The 25,760-nt window shown below is 44.6% G+C and carries 26 protein-coding genes and 1 pseudogene; all 27 read right to left on the reverse strand.

Annotated features, from left to right (window positions below; translation table 11 throughout):
- Nucleotides 1-15: 15 nt before the first annotated feature.
- Entirely contained in the window at nucleotides 16-2,535 is a 2,520-nt protein-coding gene (gene secA / locus DQM55_RS08950) for a preprotein translocase subunit SecA (RefSeq protein ID WP_111676303.1), read from the reverse strand.
- Between the two features lie 285 nt (nucleotides 2,536-2,820).
- Nucleotides 2,821-4,020 carry an acetate/propionate family kinase gene (locus DQM55_RS08960; protein ID WP_111676305.1) on the reverse strand — a complete coding sequence of 400 codons (1,200 nt, stop codon included), beginning with the start codon at nucleotides 4,018-4,020 and terminating at the stop codon, nucleotides 2,821-2,823.
- Between the two features lie 133 nt (nucleotides 4,021-4,153).
- Nucleotides 4,154-4,867: an MIP/aquaporin family protein gene (locus DQM55_RS08965; RefSeq protein WP_002896339.1), complete on the reverse strand. Its 714-nt coding sequence runs from the start codon at nucleotides 4,865-4,867 to the stop codon at nucleotides 4,154-4,156.
- A 188-nt stretch (nucleotides 4,868-5,055) separates the two neighbouring features.
- Nucleotides 5,056-5,589, reverse strand: a complete 534-nt coding sequence (locus DQM55_RS08970; protein WP_111676307.1) for a GlcG/HbpS family heme-binding protein — start codon at nucleotides 5,587-5,589, stop codon at nucleotides 5,056-5,058.
- A gap of 58 nt (nucleotides 5,590-5,647) precedes the next feature.
- Nucleotides 5,648-6,028: a glycerol dehydratase reactivase beta/small subunit family protein gene (locus DQM55_RS08975; protein WP_002898186.1), complete on the reverse strand. Its 381-nt coding sequence runs from the start codon at nucleotides 6,026-6,028 to the stop codon at nucleotides 5,648-5,650.
- Nucleotides 6,009-7,865, reverse strand: coding sequence for a diol dehydratase reactivase subunit alpha (locus tag DQM55_RS08980; protein WP_111676309.1), 1,857 nt, complete (start codon nucleotides 7,863-7,865; stop codon nucleotides 6,009-6,011). Before DQM55_RS08980 ends, DQM55_RS08975 begins: the two co-directional genes overlap by 20 nt.
- 98 nt (nucleotides 7,866-7,963) lie before the next feature.
- Nucleotides 7,964-8,479, reverse strand: a complete 516-nt coding sequence (locus tag DQM55_RS08985; RefSeq protein WP_002903911.1) for a diol dehydratase small subunit — start codon at nucleotides 8,477-8,479, stop codon at nucleotides 7,964-7,966.
- A gap of 30 nt (nucleotides 8,480-8,509) precedes the next feature.
- Entirely contained in the window at nucleotides 8,510-9,178 is a 669-nt protein-coding gene (locus DQM55_RS08990) for a propanediol/glycerol family dehydratase medium subunit (protein ID WP_111676311.1), read from the reverse strand.
- An 11-nt stretch (nucleotides 9,179-9,189) separates the two neighbouring features.
- The gene (locus DQM55_RS08995; RefSeq protein ID WP_111676313.1) at nucleotides 9,190-10,851 is read right to left on the reverse strand and encodes a propanediol/glycerol family dehydratase large subunit; all 1,662 of its coding nucleotides are present in this window, start codon (nucleotides 10,849-10,851) and stop codon (nucleotides 9,190-9,192) included.
- 21 nt (nucleotides 10,852-10,872) lie between these two features.
- Nucleotides 10,873-11,604 (reverse strand): propanediol utilization microcompartment protein PduB, encoded by a 732-nt coding sequence (pduB, locus tag DQM55_RS09000; RefSeq protein WP_260425614.1) that lies wholly within the window; start codon nucleotides 11,602-11,604, stop codon nucleotides 10,873-10,875.
- Between the two features lie 411 nt (nucleotides 11,605-12,015).
- The gene (locus tag DQM55_RS09005) at nucleotides 12,016-12,465 is read right to left on the reverse strand and encodes a cupin domain-containing protein (RefSeq protein WP_002896350.1); all 450 of its coding nucleotides are present in this window, start codon (nucleotides 12,463-12,465) and stop codon (nucleotides 12,016-12,018) included.
- Between the two features lie 17 nt (nucleotides 12,466-12,482).
- Nucleotides 12,483-13,577, reverse strand: coding sequence for an ethanolamine utilization protein EutH (locus DQM55_RS09010; protein ID WP_002910474.1), 1,095 nt, complete (start codon nucleotides 13,575-13,577; stop codon nucleotides 12,483-12,485).
- A gap of 16 nt (nucleotides 13,578-13,593) precedes the next feature.
- Nucleotides 13,594-13,875 (reverse strand): EutN/CcmL family microcompartment protein, encoded by a 282-nt coding sequence (locus DQM55_RS09015; RefSeq protein ID WP_002896356.1) that lies wholly within the window; start codon nucleotides 13,873-13,875, stop codon nucleotides 13,594-13,596.
- A gap of 14 nt (nucleotides 13,876-13,889) precedes the next feature.
- Nucleotides 13,890-14,537 (reverse strand): ethanolamine utilization protein, encoded by a 648-nt coding sequence (locus DQM55_RS09020; RefSeq protein ID WP_111676315.1) that lies wholly within the window; start codon nucleotides 14,535-14,537, stop codon nucleotides 13,890-13,892.
- A 31-nt stretch (nucleotides 14,538-14,568) separates the two neighbouring features.
- On the reverse strand, nucleotides 14,569-15,195 hold the full coding sequence (gene eutD / locus DQM55_RS09025) for an ethanolamine utilization phosphate acetyltransferase EutD (protein WP_002896361.1): 627 nt from the start codon (nucleotides 15,193-15,195) through the stop codon (nucleotides 14,569-14,571).
- A gap of 23 nt (nucleotides 15,196-15,218) precedes the next feature.
- Nucleotides 15,219-15,860 carry a hypothetical protein gene (locus DQM55_RS09030; protein WP_111676317.1) on the reverse strand — a complete coding sequence of 214 codons (642 nt, stop codon included), beginning with the start codon at nucleotides 15,858-15,860 and terminating at the stop codon, nucleotides 15,219-15,221.
- Between the two features lie 196 nt (nucleotides 15,861-16,056).
- Nucleotides 16,057-16,332 (reverse strand): propanediol utilization microcompartment protein PduA, encoded by a 276-nt coding sequence (pduA, locus tag DQM55_RS09035; RefSeq protein WP_002929465.1) that lies wholly within the window; start codon nucleotides 16,330-16,332, stop codon nucleotides 16,057-16,059.
- 55 nt (nucleotides 16,333-16,387) lie between these two features.
- Nucleotides 16,388-16,669: a propanediol utilization microcompartment protein PduA gene (gene pduA / locus DQM55_RS09040; protein WP_002898203.1), complete on the reverse strand. Its 282-nt coding sequence runs from the start codon at nucleotides 16,667-16,669 to the stop codon at nucleotides 16,388-16,390.
- A gap of 34 nt (nucleotides 16,670-16,703) precedes the next feature.
- The gene (locus tag DQM55_RS09045; RefSeq protein WP_111676318.1) at nucleotides 16,704-18,182 is read right to left on the reverse strand and encodes an acetaldehyde dehydrogenase (acetylating); all 1,479 of its coding nucleotides are present in this window, start codon (nucleotides 18,180-18,182) and stop codon (nucleotides 16,704-16,706) included.
- Between the two features lie 6 nt (nucleotides 18,183-18,188).
- The gene (locus DQM55_RS09050; protein ID WP_111676320.1) at nucleotides 18,189-18,752 is read right to left on the reverse strand and encodes a BMC domain-containing protein; all 564 of its coding nucleotides are present in this window, start codon (nucleotides 18,750-18,752) and stop codon (nucleotides 18,189-18,191) included.
- 15 nt (nucleotides 18,753-18,767) lie between these two features.
- Complete coding sequence (gene eutL / locus DQM55_RS09055; RefSeq protein WP_009659835.1) at nucleotides 18,768-19,421, reverse strand: ethanolamine utilization microcompartment protein EutL; 654 nt, start codon at nucleotides 19,419-19,421, stop codon at nucleotides 18,768-18,770.
- 15 nt (nucleotides 19,422-19,436) lie between these two features.
- Entirely contained in the window at nucleotides 19,437-20,357 is a 921-nt protein-coding gene (gene eutC / locus DQM55_RS09060) for an ethanolamine ammonia-lyase subunit EutC (protein ID WP_111676321.1), read from the reverse strand.
- A gap of 16 nt (nucleotides 20,358-20,373) precedes the next feature.
- Nucleotides 20,374-21,744, reverse strand: a complete 1,371-nt coding sequence (locus tag DQM55_RS09065) for an ethanolamine ammonia-lyase subunit EutB (RefSeq protein WP_002903902.1) — start codon at nucleotides 21,742-21,744, stop codon at nucleotides 20,374-20,376.
- A gap of 31 nt (nucleotides 21,745-21,775) precedes the next feature.
- Complete coding sequence (gene eutA, locus DQM55_RS09070) at nucleotides 21,776-23,209, reverse strand: ethanolamine ammonia-lyase reactivating factor EutA (protein ID WP_111676323.1); 1,434 nt, start codon at nucleotides 23,207-23,209, stop codon at nucleotides 21,776-21,778.
- A 113-nt stretch (nucleotides 23,210-23,322) separates the two neighbouring features.
- A pseudogene (locus DQM55_RS09075) lies at nucleotides 23,323-24,758 on the reverse strand (sensor histidine kinase).
- A complete protein-coding gene (locus tag DQM55_RS09080; RefSeq protein WP_002910490.1) occupies nucleotides 24,758-25,333 on the reverse strand; it encodes an ANTAR domain-containing response regulator in 576 nt (191 codons plus the stop codon). Before DQM55_RS09080 ends, DQM55_RS09075 begins: the two are co-directional and overlap by 1 nt.
- 24 nt (nucleotides 25,334-25,357) lie before the next feature.
- A complete protein-coding gene (locus tag DQM55_RS09085) occupies nucleotides 25,358-25,702 on the reverse strand; it encodes a BMC domain-containing protein (protein WP_002898216.1) in 345 nt (114 codons plus the stop codon).
- Nucleotides 25,703-25,760: the final 58 nt, after the last annotated feature.

Raw genomic sequence — 25,760 nt, forward strand, 5'->3', positions numbered from 1 at the left:
TCCTTCTTTTATGTTTTACTTTTTGCGGCCGTGACAGTTCTTGAACTTCTTGCCAGAACCACATGGACAAGGGTCATTTCTCTTTACATTAGACAGGTTTACATTCTCAGGCATATTTGGCGCCTTGGCAGAGATATTGCGGGTAGCTGTGGTATTGATAGCCCGCTCTGTCCGAGGGCGCTCTTGCTCATGAATCTGCGCTTTCATCATCAGACGAGTTACATCGAATTCAATAGAGCCAATCATGTCGTTGAACATACGGAAGCTTTCTGCTTGATATTCGACAACTGGGTTATTTTGTGCATAACCGCGCAGTCCAACAGCATTGCGCAGCTGGTCAAGGGCGTCGATATGGTCAGTCCACTTGCTGTCCACCACGCGCAGAATCAAGACCTTCTGGAATTCACGCACAGCTTCTTCATCTCGCAGCTTAGCAATCTGACTGTCATAGACTTCCAATGCACGTTCAAACAGATAATCTTTGATTTCTTGATCAGACTTGCCTTCCAAATCACTGTCAGAAATGGAATCTTCTGAAACCAAGTTATACTTAGCAAAGTTTAAAATCGCTTCAATCTTATCATCCTGATCAGAGTGGCTGCTACCATCAACGATACGGTTGATCGTCCGTTTAATCATAGCATGGATTTCAGGACTGAGGTCACGGTCAGCAGTAATGACATCGTGGCGCTCAGCATAGATAATTTCCCGCTGCTCACGCATTACGTCATCATACTGCAAGACTTGTTTCCGTGTATCGTAGTTATTTCCTTCGACACGCTTCTGAGCTGCCTCTACCTGACGGGTCAGCATGCCAGACTTGATAACAGAATCTTCGTCACTAAGGTTCATTCGATCCAAGAGGGCTTTAATGCGCTCTGAACCAAAGCGGCGCATCAGCTCATCTTCCAGTGATAGATAGAACTGTGACTCACCTGGATCACCCTGACGACCTGAACGTCCACGCAGCTGATTATCAATCCGGCGGCTTTCATGGCGCTCTGTACCGATAACGCAGAGTCCCCCCAGTTCGCGAACACCTTCACCCAACTTGATGTCGGTTCCCCGTCCGGCCATATTGGTCGCAATAGTAACCGCACCACGTTGGCCGGCGTTCATGATAATTTGTGCTTCTTTATAGTGGTTTTTCGCATTGAGGACTTCGTGAGGAACCCCAGCTTCTACCAATTTCTTAGAAATATAATCACTGGTTTCAACCGCAACGGTACCGACCAGAACTGGCTGGCCTTTTTCATGACGCTCTTTAACATCCTGAACAACTGCCTTAAACTTAGAATCAATACTTGGGTAAAGCAGGTCAGAATGGTCAATACGCGCTACCGGACGGTTGGTTGGAATCGGAATAACACGAATGTTATATGTTTCGCGGAACTCTTCTTCCTCCGTCTTAGCTGTACCTGTCATACCGGACAGCTTCTTATACATACGGAAGAGGTTCTGATAAGTAATGGAAGCAGAAGTCTTTGTTTCTTCCTGAATCGGCACACCTTCTTTAGCTTCAATCGCTTGGTGGAGACCGTCAGAGTAACGACGTCCTTCCATTGTCCGACCGGTAAACTGATCGACAATCAGAATTTCATGATCTTCACTGACCACATAGTCAATGTCAAGGAGCATGATGTAGTTAGCTCGCAGGGCATTGTCGATAAAGTGAGTCAGGGCAACATTTTCAATATCATAGAGATTGTCCAGCTTGAAGTAGCTTTCTGCCTTGTCAATCCCTGAATCAGACAGACCAATCGTCTTAGACTGAACATCGATGATGTAGTCGTCCTTATCCAGAGATTTGACATAGTGGTCAGCCATATGATAAAGCTGGTTGGTATCTGAAGAAACCGGTCCTGAAACAATCAGCGGTGTCCGAGCTTCGTCAATCAGGATTGAGTCCACCTCATCGACCAAGGCATAATTGAGTGGGCGCTGTACCATGTTTTCAGCTCGAACTACCATGTTATCACGCAGGTAGTCAAAGCCAATCTCAGCATTGGTTGAATAGGTAATATCACAAGCGTATGCTTCTTTTTTCTCAGATGGAGACTTAGCTGCCAGATTGATACCAACAGAAAGGCCCAGCCAAGAATAGAGTTCACCCATTTCGGTCGCGTCACGCTCAGTCAGGTATTCATTGACTGTGACAACGTGCACACCTTTTCCTGCAAGGGCATTTAGGTAAACTGGCATCGTCGCTGTCAAGGTTTTTCCTTCACCGGTACGCATCTCTGGAACGTCACCATGATGGAGAACAATCCCTCCCATAACCTGAACCTTATAAGGGAAAAGGCCCAACACTCGCTTAGCTCCTTCACGGACAACCGCAAAAGCTTCAAATAAGAGCTGATCTAGAGTTTCACCATCAGCATAGCGTTTCTTGAATTCTTCTGTTTTTGCCTGAAGTTCTTCATCAGACAAGGCAGCCATCTCGTCTTCATAAGCCAAGACCTTGTCAGCCATTTTTTCTAATTTTCTTAATTCACCTTTATCATTTTCAATGATAGTCTTTAAAATATTCGCCATTTTTTTCCTTACTATATAATAATCTTTCTGATTTTTAGAATGTTCTTTTCATTATAGCATGTTTTCCTATATCTTTCAAGAATGAAAAAAGCAAAAAAGCTCCATCAGACTGTGCTTACAGAACTGGGAGATAGCAGGAGATTAGAGGATAAAAAAAGAAAAGGCAGAGGTTTTACTCTGTCTTTTCGAGTCCAAACAGCACAAGGATAAACAAGTGTTTTTTTGATAAAGAGACCTTTTTCCGATAGTGTCTATCACTCCTTGGACACTCTACCGCTCTTCTGGCTACTTAAATTCCAGCAAGCGCATGGTGTCTTGGGCAATCATCAATTCTTCGTTGGTTGGAAGAATGAGAATTTTAGCCTGCGACTGAGAATTTTGAATAAAGAGCTGACCTTGCTCGTTAGCTGCCTGATTTAAAGAAAGTCCTAAGCAATTGAGCTTTTGAACGACCAAGCTACGGATCAAGGCTGAATTCTCCCCGATTCCAGCGGTAAAGACCAAGGCATCCAGACCATCTAAATCTGTGATGTAGCTTGCAATAGTCTGAGCGATACGGTTGACAAACATATTAACTGCTAGACTAGCTTTTTCATCGCCTCTGTCACAAGCCTCCAAAACATCTCTTAAATCATTGCTAAGCTGGGAGATCGCTAGCAGACCGGATTCTTTATTGAGGACATCACTTAATTGCTGAGCTGATAATTTTTCCTGTTCTAGCAGGAAAGGGAGAATCATAGGGTCAATATCACCTGAGCGGGAGCCCATCATCAGGCCAGCCAAGGGGGTGAATCCCATCGAAGTATTGACAGACTGACCATTTTTAATGGCGCAGATACTAGCACCATTGCCCAAATGGCAATTGATAATCTTCAAATGCTCCGCAGCTTCTCCTTGCCCTTCCCAAATCTCCTGTACCTTTTGAGCAATATACTTGTGACTCGTTCCATGGAAACCATACTTTCTCAAACCGTATTTATGATAGTAATCCCAGGAAAGAGGATAAAGATAATAAGCTTCTGAAAGGCTTTGATGAAAAGCTGTATCAAACACAGCCACTTGTCCTGTCTCCGGCAAAGCCTTTTGGAAAGCTCGAATCCCTACCAAGTTGACAGGGTTATGACTAGGAGCCAAGAAAGACAGCTTCTCAATGATGGATAGCACTTGCTCATCTATCAAAGCAGAATCATCAAAGGATTCTCCGCCATGAGCTACGCGATGACCGACTCCATCTATCTCGTCCAGAGAAGCAATCAGCTTCCGCTCCAAAAGAAAGTTCAGCAAGTAATCCACGGCAAATTGATGCGAAGGAATAACCAACAGTTCCTTTTCTTTTTGACCTTCAAATTCAATTTTAAAAATACCTTCCTTTAAGCCAATCTTTTCAAAAATCCCTTTCACCAAAAGGCTTTCGTCGGGCATACTGAGCAGTTGAAATTTCAATGACGAACTGCCCGCATTAATCGCAAAAATTTTTTTAGACATATTTTTCTCCTGAGCAATGAAAACAGTGATTTTTTCAAATAACGTTTTTTGAAAACTGAAATTTTCCATTGCTACTTGTTAGATAAATAAGCTAGCTTCAACTGGTCGGCTAGCTTATTTACTATTTTATATATTACATAACATTGACTGCCAAGACAGCCAAGACAGCGCCGATAGTCGGTCCTACAATTGGCACCCAAGCATAAGCCCAGTTTGCATCTCCTTTATTCGGAACTGGCAAGAGGGCATAAGCAAGGCGCGGACCGAAGTCCCGAGCTGGGTTGAGGGCAAAACCTGTCGTCGAACCCAAAGACAAGCCGACCGCCATAATGAGGAAGCCAACTAAGAGTGGAGTGAGTCCAGGCGTGATTTCGCCGTGCGTTATCATCAAAAGTGCAAAGATGAAGAAGAAAGTCGCAACGATCTCGCTGAGCAAATTAAATGCTGGATTCTGGATGGCTGGTCCAGTAGCAAATACGCCAACTGAGTTGCCTTCTTCTGCCTTGGTTTCTTTGAAATGGGGATAATAGAAGAGCACTACAATAGCCGCTCCGACAAAAGCCCCTAGAATCTGAGCGATGATATAGCCCACCACTTGTTCCCAAGGGAAGATGCCACCCACCGCAAAGGCAATAGTGACAGCTGGGTTAAGGTGACCGCCAGTATTATAAAATCCTGCCGTATAGACACCCAAGGTCACTGCCAAGCCCCAGCCAAATACAACGGTAAACCAGTTGGGAGAGAAACCTTTTGCGAGACTCTTATTAAGACTGATAGACGCTCCGATTCCATTCCCAAAAACCATCAGAACCATGGTGCCTAAAAATTCACCTAGATATTTTTCCATACTCCATACTCCTTCATTTCGAAATACTTTATACTCTCTCCTCTATATTGCTTCTACAGCGCAATATAGAGTCTAAGAAAGTATAAGAGAAATATGCTCGTGAAATAGGAGAAAATCCCTAGCTCCAAAGCATGGATTGCAAGCGGTATTCTCTCCTCTGATATTATTTAATTTGCTAGATTGCTTCTCTACAGTCCTACAGCATACTCAGCAATGGACTGGTCTTCTTCAGAACTTCCTCCGCTGACGCCGATACCGCCAATCATCTCTGACTGGCAATAAATAGGAATGCCACCAGCTAAACTAACAACCTTATTGTCAGTCATCGTTTCCAGCTGGTAGAGCCACTGGCCAGGCTGAGTTAAAGGTGCTAAATCCTTGGACTGCATCCTCATGCCAACAGCTGTGTAAGCTTTCTTATAAGCCATATCGTTACTCACTAACAAGGCATTTTCCATACGATAGGTCATCACGACTTGTGCTGCTGGATCAACCACCGTTATCACAACAGCTAGTCCCAGCTCTTCAGCCTTGCGTCTGGCCCTTGTTACCAATTCCCAGGCATCCTGATAGATATTTGTGAAAAGAACAGGCTCTTTATCCAGTAAGGTTTGGCATCTGGCAAGAACTTTTTGGATAATGCTGTCCTGCAATTCTGAGTTTCCTTCCCAGCTTGATAGTTCTGGACTGCTGAGCTCGTCTTTCTCTCTATCTCTAGCCATCCATTTCACCTCTTTTCAGTAGTTGATACGGACATCTTTTTGAATTGATCGGAACAAGTCAAAAAGATGCTTCTAACAGGTCAGATTTTTTAAACGGGACTCCCTTGACCAAACGCGCTGCATTTGAGCCAAATAGGCGCAAAACGTGGTCTGGTATAGCGGAATAATCTTTGATGCGATAGATAAATTTTTCAAGCGGCAAGTTACGATAATGGAGGACTGCATCTCGTCCGTCACAGGCAATCCCTACTAACAGCTGGGATTGATTGGCAGCCACATGCGCTAGTGATACAGGATCGCTAAGTTCATCTGGGCTGATTAGACTAAATGGGATACCTTCCTCTTCGATACCGTAGCCGATTTGTGCCACCTTATCCGCAGGAGCATTGTCCGTAGCTATCAGCCTAATGGTGGGCTTTCTAGTATAAGCTAATTCCATAGTCGGCCCCCCATTTCTCTCTGACATAGGTCAAAATCAGTCCGGTCGCTACTGCATTTCGAGGCCCTACCAAGCCACGCACATTACCTCGACCAGCTACAATGGCATGCTGAGAGAGGGCTTCAGTCACTAGCTGAGGTATTTCAAAGTCCAAAGCTGAGCCACCCACGATGACAACGAAAGGAATGTCTCGAATATTCTGAGTAGGACTGACACGCTTGAGAGCCCGAACTGCATTGGTAACAAAGACTCTTTCCTTGGCAGACTGTCGAACGAGTTTGATTTTTTCGATAGAGTAGTCTCCGTCATCAATAGGAACAAATTCATCATTTTCCTTGACGATGACGACTCTGGCAAACAAATCTCCAGACAGCGGCTTGTCAAAAAATTGAACAGTGCCGTCTTCATGCCGGATATGGAAAAGACTTTCTACCTTAGCCAAAGGATATCGTTTGATGTCCTCTGCCAGATGATGATTTTCCAGTCCCAACTCCGAATTGATCAGCATGGTTACCATATCACCGGCACCGGCTAGATGGACAGCCAAGATTTGACCCCTGCTATCGATAATGGAAGCATCTGTCGAGCCTGCTCCTAAGTCCAAAATAGCCAAGGGGCGATCCGTCCCTGGTGTAGTCAGAGCCCCGAGGATAGCTGATTCAGCTTCTGCTCCACCGATTTCTACGGTAATACCCAGCTCTCGTTCGACTTCTTGGGCAATGATGGACATTTGCAGCTTGTCAGAATTTACCATAGAGGCAATGCCGACAGCCTGCTCCATAGAAAATTCTCCAGCCACACCACCGCGCACAGAAATCGGAGCAAATGTATTGACGGCCAGTAAGTCACGGATATAAATATCAGAAGGCTCTTTCTCGGTCAGGTTAGCCATAGTTTGGCGCACTTTCTCCAGCATGCCACCAACATTGGTCCCTGCTTCTCCGACAACATTGCTAATCTCGCCGGCGTAGACGATTTTTTCCATAATCTCATCGGCGCCCTTGGAAATATCCACCTTTAAGGTATGCTCCTTGCCGATAATTTGGATACTGCCTGCTGGAATCGTCCGAGCCTGAACGTCACCTGCTGGTGTCTTAATTACGACAGCCGAGCGGTTGCCAATGAGGGCACGGGCAATGGGAACGATGCTTTTCGTCTCTTCTGCGCTCAAGCCGAAGACCGTCGCAATGCCATAGGGATTGGATAATTGGGAAATCACCTTTCCTTGCTCTACCACTTCAACAGCAGCTTGCATGCCCAAAGGAACCTTGTCGATAAAGAGAATCTCATCCACGATTGGAATCTTCTGGCTAATGCGGTTGTTGACCAGAACCCCATCATCCGCCTGCAAAATGGCAGCGGTAATCTGATAGCCCTTGGCTAGATAGGCATTGATCAGCTGGGCAACCAAGTCAAAATCAATAATCTTCGGCACTACCACGATGTATTTCCCATCAATCGGATGATGAACCAAGTCGAGAATATCCACTGTCAGTCCAATCCCCAATCCCAGACCGCCAGGAGTACGGGGATTATGACCTATCATGGTAGACTCAGTAATGACCGTCTCTGTGATGGTTTCCATGGCAACATCGCCGATAACAGGCGTCGCTTCATTGATCCGAATCAAATCAACTTGTCCCAACTCAAGCGGTGTTTGCTCCATCAATTTTCTCAGAGATTGATAAATCCCGTGGACATTTTCCTTGGTCCCCTTGATACCTGTTGTATCCGCAATGGCTGAGGCAAGAAAGTGAATGCTTCCATCATCTTGCACTTCAGCTAAGGCAGACTCGGTCGAAGAATTTCCTATGTCTACTCCAATGATTCGTTTCACATTTTCACCTCCACCAAGATTAGGCTATTTTGAGCAGCATTTATAAAAGAAGTGGCTATAATCTTTTTTCAACCCAAAATAGCCTTGGTAAAACCGGATTAGTTGTCACCTTTCAACTTCTTGCGGCGCTCATAATTTTCAGCGGCTTCTCTGACAAAGCCTGCACAGATAACAGCTCCATATTGGTTTTCCAATTCATTGGCAATGTCCAATAATTCCTGCTTGGAAGACCGGTAAGGACGCAGGGCATTGTAGATTTCCAGCACACGCGCATCCGGAACCTTGGTCAGTTCCGCAGCCCGAGAAAAGTTATACTGGATTGCTTCGCGGCCGGCATTCTTAGCAATTTCGCCTTGCTTAATCAAAATCTCTGGCTTAATCCGCAAATCCTCTGCAGTTACATAGCCAGACAAGATATTTTCCAGTGTAATATCTTCGAATTTCTTATCCTGACCAACCTTTATCCAGTCTGGGTGTTTTTTAGAAATAGGATAATCAGCCGCTGTCGCTTCATCAGAACTGACAGGACGATTGGCTGCTCCTTGATTAGTTGAGCCGCTGTCGCTTAGCTCGGCTAATATTTGTTTTACTAATGTTTCTACTGATTCACTCATTCTGATTTCTCCTTGTAGACATCATATGCATCAAATCACCTGACATTCATCAGCTGGTTTTCCTCTTTTAACCAGTTTCGTTTCCTTGATATGCAGCAAGGCTGAGTAAGCCTGATACTTAGGACGAGCCATTTGGTCGTTAAGGGTTGGCACCGGATTTGGTGTTTCACCCTTGGCATACTTAGCAGCATTTTTACCAATCAAACGATAGGTTTCAGGAGTTAACAAAGGTGCCTGCGGGAAGAGTTCCAGATTACTGAGCGGTGGCAAATCACGTTGGTGAATAACCGTTGTTCCCTTAGACTGAACACCGATAGAAATGCCAGAACCAGACAGGTGGTCTCCTTCTACTGCTACAAAGGCAACGTCAGAAGAACGATAGACCTTGACAATGCGAGCCTTGAGCCCTTCTTCTTCGATACCAGCCACCAGCTGACGCAGTACTTCCGTATGAGGAATGTCCACCATCGTCTTCACCTGCTGTTCCCCAAAGGCAGGTCCAACTGCAATAACGACTTCATCCGTTGACTGGCTAGGCTTAGCCACACCAACTGTACGGATGACAGCTTTTTCATTGGACACAGGCTTTGTAACAGGCTTTTCGCTTGTTTCAGCAACTGTTTCGTTGGTATTGACGCTCATCTCTTTCATCACTTCTGCAATAATGGAGCGCAGTAAAGTTTCATTTATCTCTGTCATCTTAGCTCCTCCTATACATCACGCGGGTCAATCGCTTTAGGAATGTCTTTGACTTTTTCCCATTCTTCGCCGACCAGACGATGGCCTGTACCGACACCAACATAGTCATTCGGTGAATTCACCGCTGAAATAACATTCCAATCCTGATCAAAGATAGCAGATGTTTGCAGGAAATCCCCTGCTACACGTTGCTTGAACAAATTGAGCAGCTCATTGGCAACTTCTGGGAAGCCATTATTAGCCAAGGCTTTGATCAAATCAGCCCCTTGAACTCCGCGTTCCAGAATACCTTGAGCAGCCTTGATGTCTTCAACCTTATCCCGCTCTGGCATATCTTTAGAGCCATGAGCATAGGTCGCTGCTTCGACTTCTTCGTCGGTAATCGGCGGCAGGCCCAAGCCTTTGAAAAGAGCTTGCATAACGCGTGCTGCCTTGTTCCGAACCTTCACAACTTCCTCTTCTCGTACAGGACGAAGACCACCGTCTACCCGTAGGTCACGTTGCAGGACATTGTAGTCGTCAAAGTCTTCCGCATCCCAGTTAGAGCCGGCAAACATATTGTCATAGTTTGGCGTAGCAGAGTAGCCAGAGTTGATAAAGTCTGTACCTGGCGCAAACTGCATCAAAGTCCGAACAGAGCGACGTAAGTCTGAGTGAGTAAAGGTTTGGTCATTTGATGAAGCACATTCCAAGTCAAGCATGCTGGCAATCAAGTTTTCAGCAACGACCGCCCGAATACCACTCGGAACAGCTGCTGGAATACCTATACAGCTAACTGAACCATTCTGCGTTCCTTGAACACCAGCCGCTTTCGTGACATAAAGACAGCGAGCTTCTAGATAGAGCATGGACTTGCCTTCGGCTTGTCCCATCTGTACTTCAGACCCTGTACCAGAAGTGAAGCGCATCTTGAGTCCCCGAGAAGCATAGGCTGAAGCCAGAAATGCTTTAGACCAAGGTGTATCATCTCCATCGGTGAAGACATCTTCTGTACCATAAACAGAGATGGTCTCAGCATAGGCCGTAAAGCCACGCATACCAAATTCTAGTTCTGTCGCTTCTTCCAAGGAGCACTGAGTCAGTACCCCAGGACGGCCCACTTGGGAGCCAATCATCAGAGACAGGGCATTAAAAGGAGCGTAACGCACTACGGCAACCGTTGTTTCCTGCTCTGCAAAACCACGCAGAGCTCCTTCAGCTGCATCTGCAGCAATCTGAACTGGATTATCATTGACGTTAGTGACGTGGGCTTGCGTAGCTGTTTGCTTACGGGTCCGCATCTTTTGCAGACACATCATGATTTCCACGACATTCATCTGATTGACTACTTCAATGATTTTAGCCGGAGTCATGGCCTTGGTTAGCTTGATGATTTCTGTCCGAGGCACATTCGGTGTCAATATTTTATTGGCAATCTCTCGTGAGTCCATCTGAATAACTTCTTCAGCGCAGCTCAAGTCAATCCCGTAGTTGGCAATGAACTGGTCAATCAGGTCAAATTCTTCTTTTGGTTTGCCGTCTAACTCAACTACTTTCCCATTTTGAATTTTGATGCTGGGTTTAGGGTCATTGGGGCTTTCCATAGCCACTAAACCTTCTTCAACCCATTCTTTTACAAATCCATCTTGGTTGATAGGGCGTTCGCTTAATACTTCAAAACGTTTGGATCTCATACCGTTTCCTCCCTCTCACTCTTAAATGTAAGATGGCTGTGAGTTGGTTGGCTCGTCACCCATACTGCCTAAAAGTGCCAGTCCAACTTCACGCGCTGAGATAACTGATTGTCTAACTGCTCCAGAATCCCCACTGATAAAGAGGATGGCTTCGTTTGAGTGGCTGGTACCACCATTTCCTGGAGAAGCATAGCCGACAACAGTAACGTTGGCAGCCTTAACAGCTGTATCCGCCATAACAACACCAATGGCTGCAGGTGCTCCGACAATCAATCCAAAAGCACGGCCATATTCAGCACCAAAGGCAGTCTGACAAGCATAGCTAGCACGCGCAGTATATTGGAGTTCAATGTGCCCTGCATCATTAGCATAAACATCGCCAAAGGTTCGATCCACTTCCTTCAAGGTTACTTCCACAGCTCGTCTGACATCTGATACATCTTCACCACCGAAGATAATCAAGCTTCCATGTCCAGCACCGCCCTTAGTATCACGAGGCAGTTCGATTTTAACAATTTCTGTATTGGTTGCTTTGACTGCTTCATCTGCGGCCATGATATGAGGACCTGCACCAGTACGAGCACCGACTACACCAATTGAGCGATAGCTCTTTTCTAGCTTCATAGCATCCAGCACCTGCTGGTCCACATTGGCAATGACAAGTCCAATTGTATCGCCTATCGGATTAACACCGACAAATTCTGTAATATTGCATTTGTTTTCCATAAGACAGCTCCTTTCGCTGACATATATTTTGAAGCGCTTACAATTTTAGGGGGTAAGGAAATCAGATAAGAGGAGCACCATAACTATACGCCTCTTTCTGATTCCATTTTTTTACTTTTTTGGGGTCAAAAGAATAGATTATTCTAAGGTTTTCTGTTAGAATGAATATGGTTGTTTTTTATAAAGGAAAAAATTCTGCATTCTCAAAAAGAGCCTAACCAACTTTTTAGGAATGCCAAGCTAAGCCTACAAGAAATATACTTGACAGGCCTTTCCCTTCAGAAATAACAATCGCAGAGACAGATAACAGATGATAAACTTTTCGCAGGGTTGCTCATCTTCTATCTGTTTTTTTATTTTCCATCATTACAGAATGGCAGGACAGCAGGCCGCTGTCCTGCCATTCTAGTAAATCTGATAGTTCAATCTTCCAACAAACTAGCCTTGCCAGTCAGCCGGATAGGTCACATAGATAAAGCGGGCCTTATCTCTAACAGAGAATTGAATGTCGCTGCCTTTAGGGATAAAGAGTACTTCGCCAGGACCAGCTGTCATGACTTCGTCACCAACGATAATATCAAGACGCCCTTCAATGACATAATCCACTTCATCATAGTCCAGATGCCAAGGGAAAGTTGTCTTTTCCATGGTCATCAGACCCAAGCCCAATCGTGGGCTTTCGTCTAAAGTCAGCAAGTCTCGTGTATAAACTTGATGACTCGCATCACCTGTATCCAAGCGATCTTCTGGACGAACATCTAGACCTGGCAGGGCGATAGAAGCCACTCCTGCCTTACTGACTTTCTTCCCGCCATCTTTAGTGGCTAATTCTTCCAATAAAATCTTACGAACCAATGTTTCTAGGTCAGAACGATTAATATCTGCCATACTTCATACCTCCAAGTCTAAGCTTCCTTTTTCGTTAAGAAGAAAGCCAGTAATACCGCTGTGATACCGCCGACAAATTTACCAATCATCATCGGCACAATCATTTCCGGTTTTTGACCGGCTGTGAAGCCTAGGTGATCTCCGATAACAAAGGAAGCAGATACAGCAAAGGCTACGTTGATAATCTTACCGCGTTTGTCCATATCCTTCATCATCTGGAACATGGCAATGTTATTAGCCAGAGAAGCTACCAAACCAGCTGCACCAACTTCGTTCATCCCTAGGGATTTTCCGATAGCAGAAAGTGGTTTGTTGGCTACCTTGGTAAAGACAGCTACCAGACCAAAGGCTCCAGCCAAGGTTACAGCAATCGTTCCGACAACTTCAAAGGCTTCTTTCAGTGTCTCAGCACCTTTTGGATAGATGCTAATGAGCCATTCATTTCCAGTCAGAAGCTGCGCTGCACCAAAGGCCAAACCAAGCGTTGCCAAGATAACAATAATCTGACCAAACACTTCAAAACCTTTAATCATGGCATTAGGTGCCAAAAGCAATCCTATGAAAATCAGAGCAGATACAATGATAATCGGGATAAGATTGACAACCAAGGTTCCAAAAGGCAGACCTGGCACGAAAATTCCTCCGAGGAGACAGCCAATCGGAACAGTCACCAAACCGTATAGGATTCCACGAGCCAAAAGCGGACGGTCATCTTTTTCGATAATACCCAAGGCAACTGGAATCGTAAAGACGATGGTTGGCCCCATCATAGAGCCCAGTACAAAGGCAGCAAAATTTCCTACTGCTGGATCCTGAGCCAGACTGAGAGCCAGAGGAGCTCCTCCCATATCATTGGCAATGAAGGTTGTCGCAAAGATAGACGGGTCAGCGCCCACCAAGCCATACAAAGGCACGACAATCGGTTTCAAGACATCCGCCAAGAGGGGAGCGATTACCATAATCCCAGCCATAGACAGAGCCAAAGCTCCCATAGCCATGATACCTTCTTCAAATTTTTCACTTAGTCCTAGTTTGCCACCGATACATTTATCCACTGCACCGATCAGCATGAATAGAACCATGATATAAATGATAATTTCATTGATACTCATAACATTACCTTAGTTTCTAATATTCTTCATCACTGTGATAGTCAACCTTGTCAATGATAGCCACAACGACCATATCCACAGGGATATTCGTCTTATTTAGGCTCATACGGGCAGAACTGCCAGTGGTTACCATTACTTGGTCTCCTTCGCCTGCACCGATGCAGTCGGCCACAATAAGCAGAGCTGGGTCACTTTGATGTTCATTTAGCTGCCGTTCGACCACTAAAAATTTCAAACCATTTAAATTTTCGTCTTTTCTAGTCGCCCAAAGGCTTCCTTTTACTTTACCAACAAACATCTCTACCCACTCCTTTATTCTATGATTTCTATTTTTTGACGTTTTAGATAATCTCTCGCCAAGGCTGTCACAATCATTCCTTTTTCTATCTTAAAGCTTCCATTTTCAGGTAAGCCCATTTCTCTCAGCCTCTTCTCTGTAAGCAAAACCGGCTTGCTCGGAGCCTTAGTCTTCTGGCTGACTTCTTCTGCCACCGCCCGTTTTACTTCCGGGCGAGGCTCTTCAGCCTGATCGCTTTCTAGGAGTGCTAAGAGTTGGCCTTCTTTATAAAATTGCAGACCGTAGCGAATCAGCTTTTCTCGCTGTCCCTGCAGTTCCTGATACAAGTACACTTTAGAAGATTGCTTGTACTGCTGAATAGCAAAGACGCTGTCTGATACGAGGACTTTTTTGCCTTTCAAAAGACTCTTTAAAATGACTGCTTCCTCTACCGCTAAAGGGCAAAGGGATGAGAGTCTCAGAAAAGCATCAAAGCCAAGTGTCTCGACAACAACAATCTCTGCTGTGCAAGAATCTTTTACAATTTGAAAGCCTTCCCCTTCTAATAAGTCAGGAATCTTATCGCCTCCAATGACGTATACTGAGGGTTTCTGAGGCTTTTTCTTCAACTTTTCCATCAGGCGGTCTGTAATCAAATCTACTAAATGATCTAGATTTTCCATTCTTTACCTACCTTTTATTTGCTCATAGGACTTATTTTTTAATAATCCGTCCGCGTGTTCCTTTTTTGAAACCACAAGCATTGGCTTCATCGTAGTCAATATGCATATAGGTCGCAAATTTAGGACTAACACGGATGACCACATCATCAAATATCAGCGGACGAGCTCCTTCTACTCTGACTTGTACAATCTCGTGATTTTTTACATTCAGACGTTCGGCATCTTCCGGTGTCATATGAACATGACGCTTAGCTACAATCAGGCCCTTATCCAGACAAACTGCCTTGTCCCCATGAGCCAAGATGACACCCGGTGTTCCTTCGATATCGCCGCTTTCGCGAATGGGAGCCTTGGTGCCCAGCTGCAAACAATCGGTCAGGGAAACTTCTACCTGAGAATGTTTGCGAACAGGTCCCAGAATAACCACATTGTGAAAAGCGCCTTTTGGACCGACAACTGTCAGTCTTTCTTGACTAGCGAACTGGCCTGGCTGTGATAGGTCTTTTGCTTTTGTTAATTGATAGTTGGGACCAAACAAGGCTTCCAAATCTTCCTGACTCAAATGGACATGACGTCCGCTCGCTTCTACCTCAAATGACCCCTGCAATTCTTCCTGAACTTTATCAATTACTTTATTTACCAAATTTTCTAAAGTCATTGCTGTTCTTCTTTCTCTTGTTATTAGCTTGCTATCAACCAGAGCAAGACTTCAATTGATTTTAATAATTGAGAAACCTTACAAGCAAATTGATCTCTGTCACCATCAGCAGCCTGCTCCAATTCTTTGCGCAGGAGGGTCGTTTCGATATATGTTTCATAGCAATTCAACTGCCAAGTCGGTTCTTGGTAACTCATCATAACCGTCTCTTGATCGAGCTGTCGACTGACCCGAATGGCCTGCAATTCTGCATTGCTAGGCAGGTCTGTCTGGTAATCAGAAATATCATCCAGAATATGCTGGCCAACGATTTGTTCTACTATGTTCAATAGTTGGCCAACTTGCTCACACTTTTCATACTGAAATGCCTGATGCAGTTCTCTCTGGTTCTTCAAAAAGCAAGTATAAAGTTTAGTCAGTCTAAATAGTCGTGGATACACAGCAGAGTCCTCAAGGTTTGTAATCGGCACCCTGATAGCATCAGCAGCTGAAGCTGTTTTCCCTTTGGTCTGACCTGAACAGATAATTCGAATATGGTGATCATTGAGAAAACCTCTGGCTGCTGGCGTCAGTTTTTCATCTTTGTTTAATTCAAAGACACCGTTATCAGCGAGAACGGATTCTCTATAAAGCTTTCTAATCTTAGCTTCTGTAAAAACTGACATGTATTCACATCCTTCTACTCCGTTGATACTCTGTGAAAATCAATCTGATACTCTCCGAAAATCAACATTTCTGTCTAGTATCGAGCTGCTGCTCATAAGCTTCATTTTCACTGAGTATTCTATTTGCATCAGAGGCCTGTATCAAGCCTGAACACTACAATACAGGCCCTTTCAGCAAATATTTATCTGTCCCAGATTATTTGGGCAGAATGACTTCCACTTCAGCATGTGGACGTGGAATTACGTGAACTGAAATCAATTCACCAACATTTTCAGCTGCAGCTGCTCCAGCATCTGTCGCTGCTTTGACTGCGCCGACATCACCACGAACTAAAACTGTTACCAATCCAGCGCCGACTTGTTCTTTACCAATCAAAGTTACGTTAGCGGCTTTGACCATTGCATCAGCTGCTTCAATTGCGCCGACGAGTCCTTTTGTTTCTACCATTCCTAATGCATTTGCGTTTGCCATGTTTATTTCCTCCAATTATTTTCTTATTTTTAAATTTATACAAAAGTCTGTAATCTTATTCTTGATGAGGCAAGATTACTTCTACTTCAGCATGTGGACGTGGGATTACGTGAACTGAAATCAATTCACCAACGTTTTCAGCTGCAGCTGCTCCAGCATCTGTCGCTGCTTTTACTGCGCCGACATCACCACGAACCAAGACTGTTACCAATCCAGCGCCGACTTGTTCTTTACCAACTAAAGTTACGTTAGCGGCTTTGACCATTGCATCAGCTGCTTCAATTGCGCCGACAAGTCCTCTTGTTTCTACCATTCCTAATGCATTTGCGTTTGCCATGATTGTATCCTCCAATTATAATGTTTAATATTGACTATTTTAGTTTTTCCAATACGCGTTGAACCAACAAGGTTACCAGTTCTTCTTCGTTTGATCCGTCAACTGCTACTGATTTTGGTTCTTCCACTGCCATATTTTCTGCTTGTCGCAGGTCTGACAGTTCTGATGTACCGTAAGCTACACGACGGATATTGAAGAGATTGAGCGGGCTGACATTATCAGATGTCGCGCTGCCACCCACTGCTCCACAACCCAAAGTAAAGGCTGGGAAGAGACCAGTCGTTGCACCGACACCACCCAGAGCTGCTGGCGTATTGATCAGCAGACGAGATACTGGTTTTTTCAGTGCAAATTCACGAATAATTTCTTCGTTTTGACTGTGGATAGCAAGAGTGTGGCCTGCACCTTCATGATGCAAGATCTTAATACTCAGCTCACAAGCTTCCAACCAGTCCTTGACAGTGTAGAAGCCTAAGACTGGAGCCAGTTTTTCCATAGAATATGGATACTGCTTGCCGACGCCTGTTTCTTCTGCAATCAAAACCCGAGCATCAGCTGGAACTGAAATACCAGCTAACTCAGCAATCACTTGCGGTGTTTTACCAACCATCTTCGGATTCATCGCACCACTCGGTTGGATAATGAAGGCACCCAGTTTCTTAGCATCTTCTGCTGGAACAAAGTAAGCACCTTGTTTCTTGAACTCTGCTACAACCTTTTCCTTCATATCTTCTTCGACGATGATAGACTGCTCAGATGCACAAATCACACCATTGTCAAAAGTCTTAGAATCCAAAATCTGACGAACTGCTTTTGGCACATCTGCTGTTCTTTCGATGAAGGCTGGACCATTACCAGGACCTACACCGATTGCTGGTGTACCAGATGAGTATGCTGCTTTGACCATGGCATTTCCGCCAGTCGCTAAAATCAGATTTGTATCCTTGTGTCGCATCAACTCATTTGTAGCAGCGATGGATACCCGATGAATCGCACTGATGGCTCCATCCGGACATCCAGCTGATTTAGCAGCTTTCTTGATGATTTCCACTGTTTCCTCAATACTCTTAAGAGCATTTGGGTGAGGAGAGAAGACGATACTGTTTCCTGCCTTCAAAGCGATCAAAGCCTTATACATAACTGTTGATGTCGGGTTGGTTGATGGAATCAAGCCAGCGATGACGCCGACTGGAACTCCAACTTCCAAGACTTTCTTTTCCTTGTCTTCGCGAAGAACCCCGACAGTTTTCATATCCTTGATTTCTTCAAGAATACCTTTGGAAGCAAGAGCATTTTTCAACACCTTGTCTTCCCAGCGGCCAAAGCCAGTTTCCTGAGCCGCCATTTTAGCTAGGCGTTCACGCTCATCATAACAAGCTTTCGCTACTACTTTTACAATGGTATCAATTTGCTCTTGGCTCATTTTAGCAAGTTCTGCTTGGGCTTTCTTTGCATCCCGAATCAAATTCCTTACTTCCTGAATCGATACCAAATCTTTATCTTCTAAAAACATCCGCAATTACTCCTCTCCTATTGTTTCCATCAAAGTCTCAACTAGAAGTTTCTTGTTGGCAAATTTGATTTCTTTCTTGCTGAGACGGATACCTTCTTGATGATAGGCAAGGCTGCGTAGTTCGACGACTTTTAGTTTTTCCAGTTCTTCTCTGGTGTAGGTCCTTGTCTCTCCTTCAAGCTTCTCTGCTGGTTTAGCCTTAGTTTCCTTTACAGGCTGAGGCTTTTCTTCGATTTTTTCTGAAGGGATTGTTTCCGCCGTAGAAGCAATCTCTTTTTTAGCTGTTTTGCTGTTTCTCTTTGGTACAAAGAGAAGGTCTGTCTGGTTATCCAACCTAGAAATTACATGGCTGGCCAGATAGTAAGGTTTATCCTGTACCAACTCAACTGCCGCATCAACCGCTGAGCGGACTGCACTGACATCGCCTATCAATTGAACCGTGTTCAAACCAGCTTTGACCGTTTCAATATTAAGCAATGATACATTGGCAGCCTTCAAAGCCGCATCTGCCGCAACTACAGCACCTAGATAACCTTTTACTTCAATTAAACCTAGTGCTCTATCTGCCATTTAATCAACTCCTAATCAATAACTTTTAGGATCATTTGCTACTGCGATGACTGCATTCGCAAATGCGTCGCAGGCAGCTCGGCATGCTGACTGTGATCCGACTAGAAGTCCGCCGGCAAAGTTGGTTTCACTCGGTGGTCCATAGAAGGCACCAACTTGCACATCTGCCGCTTTCAAAGCCGCATCCAGTGCCACCATAGCTTCACCCGGTGGAGCAATCAAGTAAGCAATTGCTGTTCCTTCTTCTGCATTAGCACCCTCTGACAGGTAAGAGCCCGCACGAGAGATACAATGAGCAAAATAAGGAATGCTGTCATCATCATTGGCACTGTAGAAGCTAGCCCCATTTTCGATTTCATAGACTGCTACATCCAGACCGCTGCGAACTTCTTCTGGGTTTGGACCAGCCAAGATACCGATGACTTCACCAGCCAGCTTAGTTGAAGCGTTTCCTGCACCAGCATACATACTGCGAGCATAGACTACTTCGACATCTGCAGCCTTGGTAGCTTCATCCAAGGCTACATAAGTGACATCATCACAGTCAGAAGTGATAATTCCCAGGCTTCTGTGATGTGGTTTAAGCTCCAAAGAAGCTGCCAAACCTGCATCCACGTTTGAAATCAGAAGGGCACTTAATACATTTGCGCCTAATCGATCATTTTTCAAAGCCACTACCTCCTATTATTTCAAATCAATTCCTGATTTCTTATTATCAAGAATCTTCTTAATGATTTCTGCTACATAGGCTCCAGCTTCAACGGCTGGTGTTCCGCCTTTATGAATATTGGAAACAACGGTCCGTTTCGCTTCTGGCATACCAACTGTTGGCTTGTAAGCCAGATAAGCACTCATAGACTCAGCTGTTACCAGACCCGGACGCTCACCGACCAGCATACAGATAACTTCTGCACCAGTCAGCTCTGCGATTTGGTCCATAGCTGCAACCCGAGCATGCTTGATAAAGAGCACTTCACCAAATTCCAGTCCGAACATTTTCAGACCTTGCTTCAGAGCTGGCAAGAAGTCTTTGACATTAGCCTCGATAGCTGATGAGCTAAGACCGTCACCAACGACAATCTGAACCTTGGCATTAGGTTTGCATTTTTCTTTGATAATCGCCTGCTGATCTTCAGGGAAGACCCGGCCAAAATCTGGACGTGTCAAGTATTCATCTTTAGTAGTCGCCTTAGTCTGTACAGGAATGAAGCCCATTTCCTTGATAAAGTCATCTGAGACATAGGAGAAGACCGCATCCTGAGCTGCCGCATGGTCTGCACGGAAACGCAAAACACTTTGTGTCTTGTAGCGATCACCTGCCCGCCATAATCCCAGACGTGCCGGAGTAAATTTCTTAATCTTCCGGTAAGCTTCTTCATTGATGGCATTTGGAACCAAGAACTGCTCCTGAATATCTACTTCTGTTATATCCGGAATAATGCCATCTTCAATTACTGAAGTGTCTTGTTTGACTTCTTCCTGCAGAGAAACCACAGGTTTTTCTGCTTTGTTCTGGTCAGTCGCTGCTGTTTCTTTAAAAGCTGAGTCGCCGCCCATCTCATTTAACAATGAGCGAATCATTTCTTTTAATTGCAATTCATCCACAATGATTTCCTCCTTGCTAATTTGATTTCATAAAGATGGAGCCGTCTCCGCCGATTTCTGTCAGGTGACCATCTTCCATCAAGCCCATTTTTTCCATCCACTCTTCAAATTCCTTGATCGGACGTTTATTGAGAAGTGAACGCATGGTTGCTGTTTCATGGTAACCAGTTGTTTGATAGTTAAGCATGATATCGTCACCATGAGGAATCGCCATGATGTAGTTAACATTGGCTGCTCCGAGAAGAACCAAGAGATTTTCAGCGTCGTTTTGGTCAGCCTTCATGTGATTAGTGTAGCAGATATCACAACCCATTGAGATACCAGTCAGTTTGCCCATGAAGTGGTCTTCCAAACCAGCACGGATAACCTGCTTAGAATCGTAGAGATACTCAGGTCCGATGAATCCAACAACGGTATTTACCAAGAATGGATCGAAGCGTTTAGCAAAACCATAACAACGAGCTTCCATAGTCACTTGGTCTGCTCCATGGTGAGCATCAGATGAAAGTTCAGAACCTTGACCTGTTTCAAAGTACATGACATTCGGTCCAGCAGCTGTTCCCACTTTCAGAGCTGTATCCCAAGCTTCTTGAATGATTTTAGCATCAAAACCAAAAGCTTCATTTCCTTTTTCAGATCCGGCGATAGATTGGAAGACCAATCCTGTCGGAGCACCTTGATTCATGGCTTCGATCTGAGTAGTAACGTGAGCCAGCACACAGTGCTGAGTTGGAATCTTGTACTCTTCGATGAAGTCGTTAAACTTATGCAAGACACGTTTGGTACTTTCTACTGAGTCATCCACTGGGTTCAATCCTAAGAGAGCATCCCCACATCCATAAGCAAAACCTTCCATAGTAGAAGCCATGATACCGTCTGGATCATCTGTGGTATGGTTTGGTTGAAGACGAGAAGAGAAGGTTCCCGGCATACCAATCGTTGTATTGGCATGTTTGGTAATGACAATCTTATTGGCAGCTACAATCAAGTCCAAGTTGGTCATCAACTTAGCAACTGCTGCTACCATTTCAGAAGTCAACCCACGAGACAGCCACTGAATATCTACGTTCTTAGTCTTGTTATCCAAGATCCATTCACGCAGCTCTTCTACTGTCCAGTTCTTAATCTTTTCGTAAGTACGAAGATTGACGTCGTCGATGATAATCCGTGTTACCTCATCTTCTTCATAAGGCACTACCGGATTATTGAACAAATCAGACAGTTTTAGCTGAGCTAGTACAACCTTAGCAGCGACACGCTCTTCGGCAGATTCTGCTGCTACTCCGGCTAGCTGATCCCCGGATTTGTACTCATTGGCTTTGGCCAGCACTTCTTTTACGGATTTAAATTCGTAAAGCCGACCAAACAATTTTGTTTTCAAAATCATGGATTACTTCCTCCTTTGTGTAAATAAAAGTTTAATTAAACACCAATGTTTTCACGACAATCGGTAAGACCGATCCTTCAATGACTGGATTACCAATATCGATATAGTCGCCATTTTGAACATCCACTGAGTCAATGCAAACAAATGGATAATCCTTAGGCAACTGAGCAAAGAGACATTGACCTAGAACCTTGGCCATATCTTCTCTGACCACCACTAGCAACGGAATTTTCTTTTCAATGCTTTCTCTCATTCCCTTGACAATAGCCTCTGCGTATTCCAAAACCCGGGCGAAGCTTGGGCTTTTTTCTCCATTGATTGCCAAAGCCACCTGCTGGACTTCATTTTCCAGTGTGAACCAGGCCACCTTGTCCTTGATAATCTGCTGCAGCCCCTCCTTGTCCTCATGCTCATCAGAAGCTGCCAGCTTGAGAACTGGAATGTTCTTAATAGGAAGGATATCGGAGATGTAGGTAATGGTGCTGCCGCTGACATCGGTCGTATGGCTGCCCGCTCCAACAACGGTTGCCCGGATGGTCTCAGCTGACTGGATGACTTTCTTTTGATCAAAAATCTTGGATTTGCTCAGCGCCCTGCCTAGCAAGATACCGATATCCCCATAGCGGAAATCATCCGCCGAGGTCGTTTCCAAGTATATTCCATCAGCTACACCACCAGAGAAAGATACGCAGTGGAGATCATAGTTCAACTTGAGACCGTGGTTGGTCTGTAGAAGCTCATAGTAAGGACTGTGATTGTCAATTCCTACAGACTGTTCTAATACGGAGACCATTTCTTGAATCAGTCGATCCAAATCAGCTCGATGGACCGTTTCACCAACTGCCAGCTGAAGCCCCTGCTCTGCAATGATAGTCTGCAGTTTTGGAGCAATATAGCTAATCCGCTGGGTCTGCGGATCCATCTTTATCAGCCGACCTCCGATATCAAAACACCCTGTATCAATCACATCTCCTTCTCGGAAGACTGCCAGATTGGAAGTCCCCCCACCAATATCAATATTGACTACTGATGTATGATGCTCTTGAGAATACTGATGGCTGCAGGCCCCTTTACCAGCAATGATGCTCTCAAGGTCTGGACCGGCCGTCGCAACGACAAAGTCACCAGCATAGCCACTCAGTGCTTGAAGCACCTGACTGGCATTTTCCTTGCGAGCCGTCTCACCAGTAATGATGACTGCCCCCATCTGAATATCTTTTTTCTGAATGCCTGCTTTCGCATACTCATTCAGAACAAAGTTTTTGATCTTATCCACCTCGATCAAAAGTTGATCCGAAATTGGTGTGAAGATAATTTCACTTTTATAAAGAACTTTTTTATCTGTAATATAGACACGAGGAATAGTAAACACAGAAGCAATATTCTCGATGGTAAGCTCTGACAAGATCAGCTGTGTAGTGGCTGTCCCGATATCGAGCCCCACACTCAAAATTTTATCTGACATACTAAAAACCTCCAAAAAAAGACGCTCAAAGCAATGCAAACAAACGGAGTTCATTTACATTCTTCAAGCGTCATTGCTTTTTTCGACTGACATCATTGTTAGTCTGGTAGTATTTATTTTTTAAAACGAATGGTCGTTGTCGTCCCCTCACAGTCTGAGTGGATAGACAAGGTTCCAAACAACTTTCCTTGGACAAAACGCTCCACCAAGAGTAGACCCAGATGATTTTCAAAGGTGTGCTCTCGATTGTAACCGCTACCATTATCCAGTACTTTTAAAGTTATTATATCATTTTTAAATCCAACCTGCAAACGGATTTGCGGTTTTTCTGGATTTTTTTGTCCTTAAAAGCATGTTCATAGCTGTTCTGCAGTAATTCATTGACGATTAGCGCCAGTGAAGTGGCTCGGCTGCTGTCGAGACAGAGTTCCGGTTCCAGGCTGTAGGTCAGGGTTATTTCCCTATGCCCGGAAAAACAGCGCTGAACATTATCGATAACTCTCTTCAGCAGATGCTCAATCTGAATGCTGTCATCCTGCTGAGAAGACAGGAGTTCGTGGGTCGCCGCTATAGAGAGCACACGATTCATACTGTCATTAAGAGCTTTTTTGGTGTCTGCTCCTAAACTTTGCTGAGCCTGTAGTCGCAGCAAGGAAACAACGGTTTGCAAGTTATTCTTTACCCGATGGTTCATTTCACGAATGGTAGTTGTATGGGTTAAGAGCTGCGCTTCCTTTTCCTTGATGTCTGTAATATCCTTACAGATCATGACCACATTTTCACTTTCAGCCAGCAAATAGCGTTTGACCAAAAAGCAATATGTTCCATAATGTACCTCAACTTGGTGAGGTTTTTCTTGAGGGGCTTGCGGTCCCAGTTGCTGGATTTCTTCAAAAGTCAGACTGTCTAAGACCAGATTGCTGTAGTGCATTCCCTCAATCGAGTCCATATAGCCCAGCTTATGGCGATAAGAATCGGCAGCTGCTTGATTGAAATACTTGAGATAGCCCTGCTGGTCAAAGACCAGACAAGCTTCGTCAATATGATCAAATAAAACAAACTGCTCTTGCGCTGAAATCTCAGGAGTGCTTCGCAACCCAAAACCGTCGTCCTCTTTATCCAAAGAAAAGTGGTCCGGTAAAGTCTGAGGAGCATTTTTTTCGATAATCAGCGTTCCGATGACGCGCTCTTCTCTCACTATCGGAAAGACCGTCTGGTGAATGGCTAAGCCCTCCTGCGATCTGGCCGAAAGCCCAATCGAGGGAGCGCCCGTCTCCAAGGTTCGGATAACACCTGGCTCATTTTCCAGATAAGCCATAGCACCTACGACCGAGTTTTCGTACAAGCTGAGCTTGCTTTCCGGTTTTTTGTGAAAGATGACAATGGCATGTTCCGAAAAGATATTCTTTACGTCAATGAAGACATCTTCATTAGCATAAGCTGAGTTTTTCAATAATTCGTCAGCCTGTTGGACAAGATGCTCGATATCAGCCTCATCCAAATTTGTCTGTTCCCGACAAAGCTGCTTTATCTTATCTTTATACATCATTACACATCATCTTGGAGCACCAGCAATTTGGCAATCTCAATCATCGGCACTCTCTTTTGCATACTAATTGTCCGAATGCGCTTGAAAGCTTCTGGCTCTGACAAATGATCACGAGCCATCAGCAAGCCTTTAGCCTTTTCAATCACAATCCGATCGTCTATTTTTTTAGACAGTTTGACCATTTCATTGGACATCTGCTGAAGCTGGCGGCCCTTCTCAATGCAGATCTCTACCATTGGAATCAAGGACTTGGCATCCAAAGGTTTAACCAAGTAAGCACTAATCCCATTGGTTTTAGCTTTTTGAACATAGTGTTCATCGCTGTAGGCTGACAGTAGAATCACACTGTAGGCTAAAGCGTCTTCGAGTATCTTTTTACCCGCTGTCAGGCCATCCAGAAGCGGAAGCTTGATGTCCATCATGACCAAGTCACAACGATATTTCTGACACAAATCAATAGCCTCAAAGCCATCGGATGCCTCAGCCACCACTTCATAATCAGCTGCCTCTAATATATTTCGGATATCTAATCTTACAATTGGATCATCATCAACAATTAGTATTCTGCCTTTCATACTTCCCCTCGACAGTTTGATTTTTTATGTCCGTGTTACGACAGTGCTGGAGAAGCCCAAAATCTCTTCCAGACCTTGTAAAACGGCAATGAGAGCTGCCTCAACAGAAGAAACGTCACCTGTCATCACGACAGAGCCGCTGAAACGATCCACAAAACCAACTTGAACATCCGCAGCCTTGGTCGCAATATCAACCGCAATGATAGCCGCTTCACTCGGAGTGATCGTCAAGATTCCAATCGCATCCTTGATTTCTGCCTGCAATCCTAATTTTTCAAAAATGACTTCATCAGGATTGGCGATAAGGTGCGCCAAGGTCACTTGTTTCCCAGGAACGTATTCCTGTATCATTCTTTGTTTTTCTTCCAATTTAGTAAACCTTCTTCATGATTTTAAACCTTCAGAAGTGTACTGCATGCTCTTAAAC

This window comes from Streptococcus sanguinis (genome assembly GCF_900475275.1).
In the GTDB taxonomy this organism is placed as follows: Bacteria; Bacillota; Bacilli; order Lactobacillales; family Streptococcaceae; genus Streptococcus; species Streptococcus sanguinis_N.

Coding starts and splice junctions, on each gene's coding strand:
- secA (WP_111676303.1), bottom strand. CDS start 2,535: ATGGCGAATATTTTAAAGACTATCATTGAAAATGATAAAGGTGAATTA.
- DQM55_RS08960 (WP_111676305.1), bottom strand. CDS start 4,020: ATGTCTAAAAAAATTTTTGCGATTAATGCGGGCAGTTCGTCATTGAAA.
- DQM55_RS08965 (WP_002896339.1), bottom strand. CDS start 4,867: ATGGAAAAATATCTAGGTGAATTTTTAGGCACCATGGTTCTGATGGTT.
- DQM55_RS08970 (WP_111676307.1), bottom strand. CDS start 5,589: ATGGCTAGAGATAGAGAGAAAGACGAGCTCAGCAGTCCAGAACTATCA.
- DQM55_RS08975 (WP_002898186.1), bottom strand. CDS start 6,028: ATGGAATTAGCTTATACTAGAAAGCCCACCATTAGGCTGATAGCTACG.
- DQM55_RS08985 (WP_002903911.1), bottom strand. CDS start 8,479: ATGAGTGAATCAGTAGAAACATTAGTAAAACAAATATTAGCCGAGCTA.
- DQM55_RS08990 (WP_111676311.1), bottom strand. CDS start 9,178: ATGACAGAGATAAATGAAACTTTACTGCGCTCCATTATTGCAGAAGTG.
- DQM55_RS08995 (WP_111676313.1), bottom strand. CDS start 10,851: ATGAGATCCAAACGTTTTGAAGTATTAAGCGAACGCCCTATCAACCAA.
- DQM55_RS09005 (WP_002896350.1), bottom strand. CDS start 12,465: ATGGCAGATATTAATCGTTCTGACCTAGAAACATTGGTTCGTAAGATT.
- DQM55_RS09010 (WP_002910474.1), bottom strand. CDS start 13,577: ATGAGTATCAATGAAATTATCATTTATATCATGGTTCTATTCATGCTG.
- DQM55_RS09015 (WP_002896356.1), bottom strand. CDS start 13,875: ATGTTTGTTGGTAAAGTAAAAGGAAGCCTTTGGGCGACTAGAAAAGAC.
- DQM55_RS09020 (WP_111676315.1), bottom strand. CDS start 14,537: ATGGAAAATCTAGATCATTTAGTAGATTTGATTACAGACCGCCTGATG.
- eutD (WP_002896361.1), bottom strand. CDS start 15,195: ATGACTTTAGAAAATTTGGTAAATAAAGTAATTGATAAAGTTCAGGAA.
- DQM55_RS09030 (WP_111676317.1), bottom strand. CDS start 15,860: ATGTCAGTTTTTACAGAAGCTAAGATTAGAAAGCTTTATAGAGAATCC.
- pduA (WP_002929465.1), bottom strand. CDS start 16,332: ATGGCAAACGCAAATGCATTAGGAATGGTAGAAACAAAAGGACTCGTC.
- pduA (WP_002898203.1), bottom strand. CDS start 16,669: ATGGCAAACGCAAATGCATTAGGAATGGTAGAAACAAGAGGACTTGTC.
- DQM55_RS09045 (WP_111676318.1), bottom strand. CDS start 18,182: ATGTTTTTAGAAGATAAAGATTTGGTATCGATTCAGGAAGTAAGGAAT.
- DQM55_RS09050 (WP_111676320.1), bottom strand. CDS start 18,752: ATGGCAGATAGAGCACTAGGTTTAATTGAAGTAAAAGGTTATCTAGGT.
- DQM55_RS09065 (WP_002903902.1), bottom strand. CDS start 21,744: ATGATTTTGAAAACAAAATTGTTTGGTCGGCTTTACGAATTTAAATCC.
- eutA (WP_111676323.1), bottom strand. CDS start 23,209: ATGTCAGATAAAATTTTGAGTGTGGGGCTCGATATCGGGACAGCCACT.
- DQM55_RS09080 (WP_002910490.1), bottom strand. CDS start 25,333: ATGAAAGGCAGAATACTAATTGTTGATGATGATCCAATTGTAAGATTA.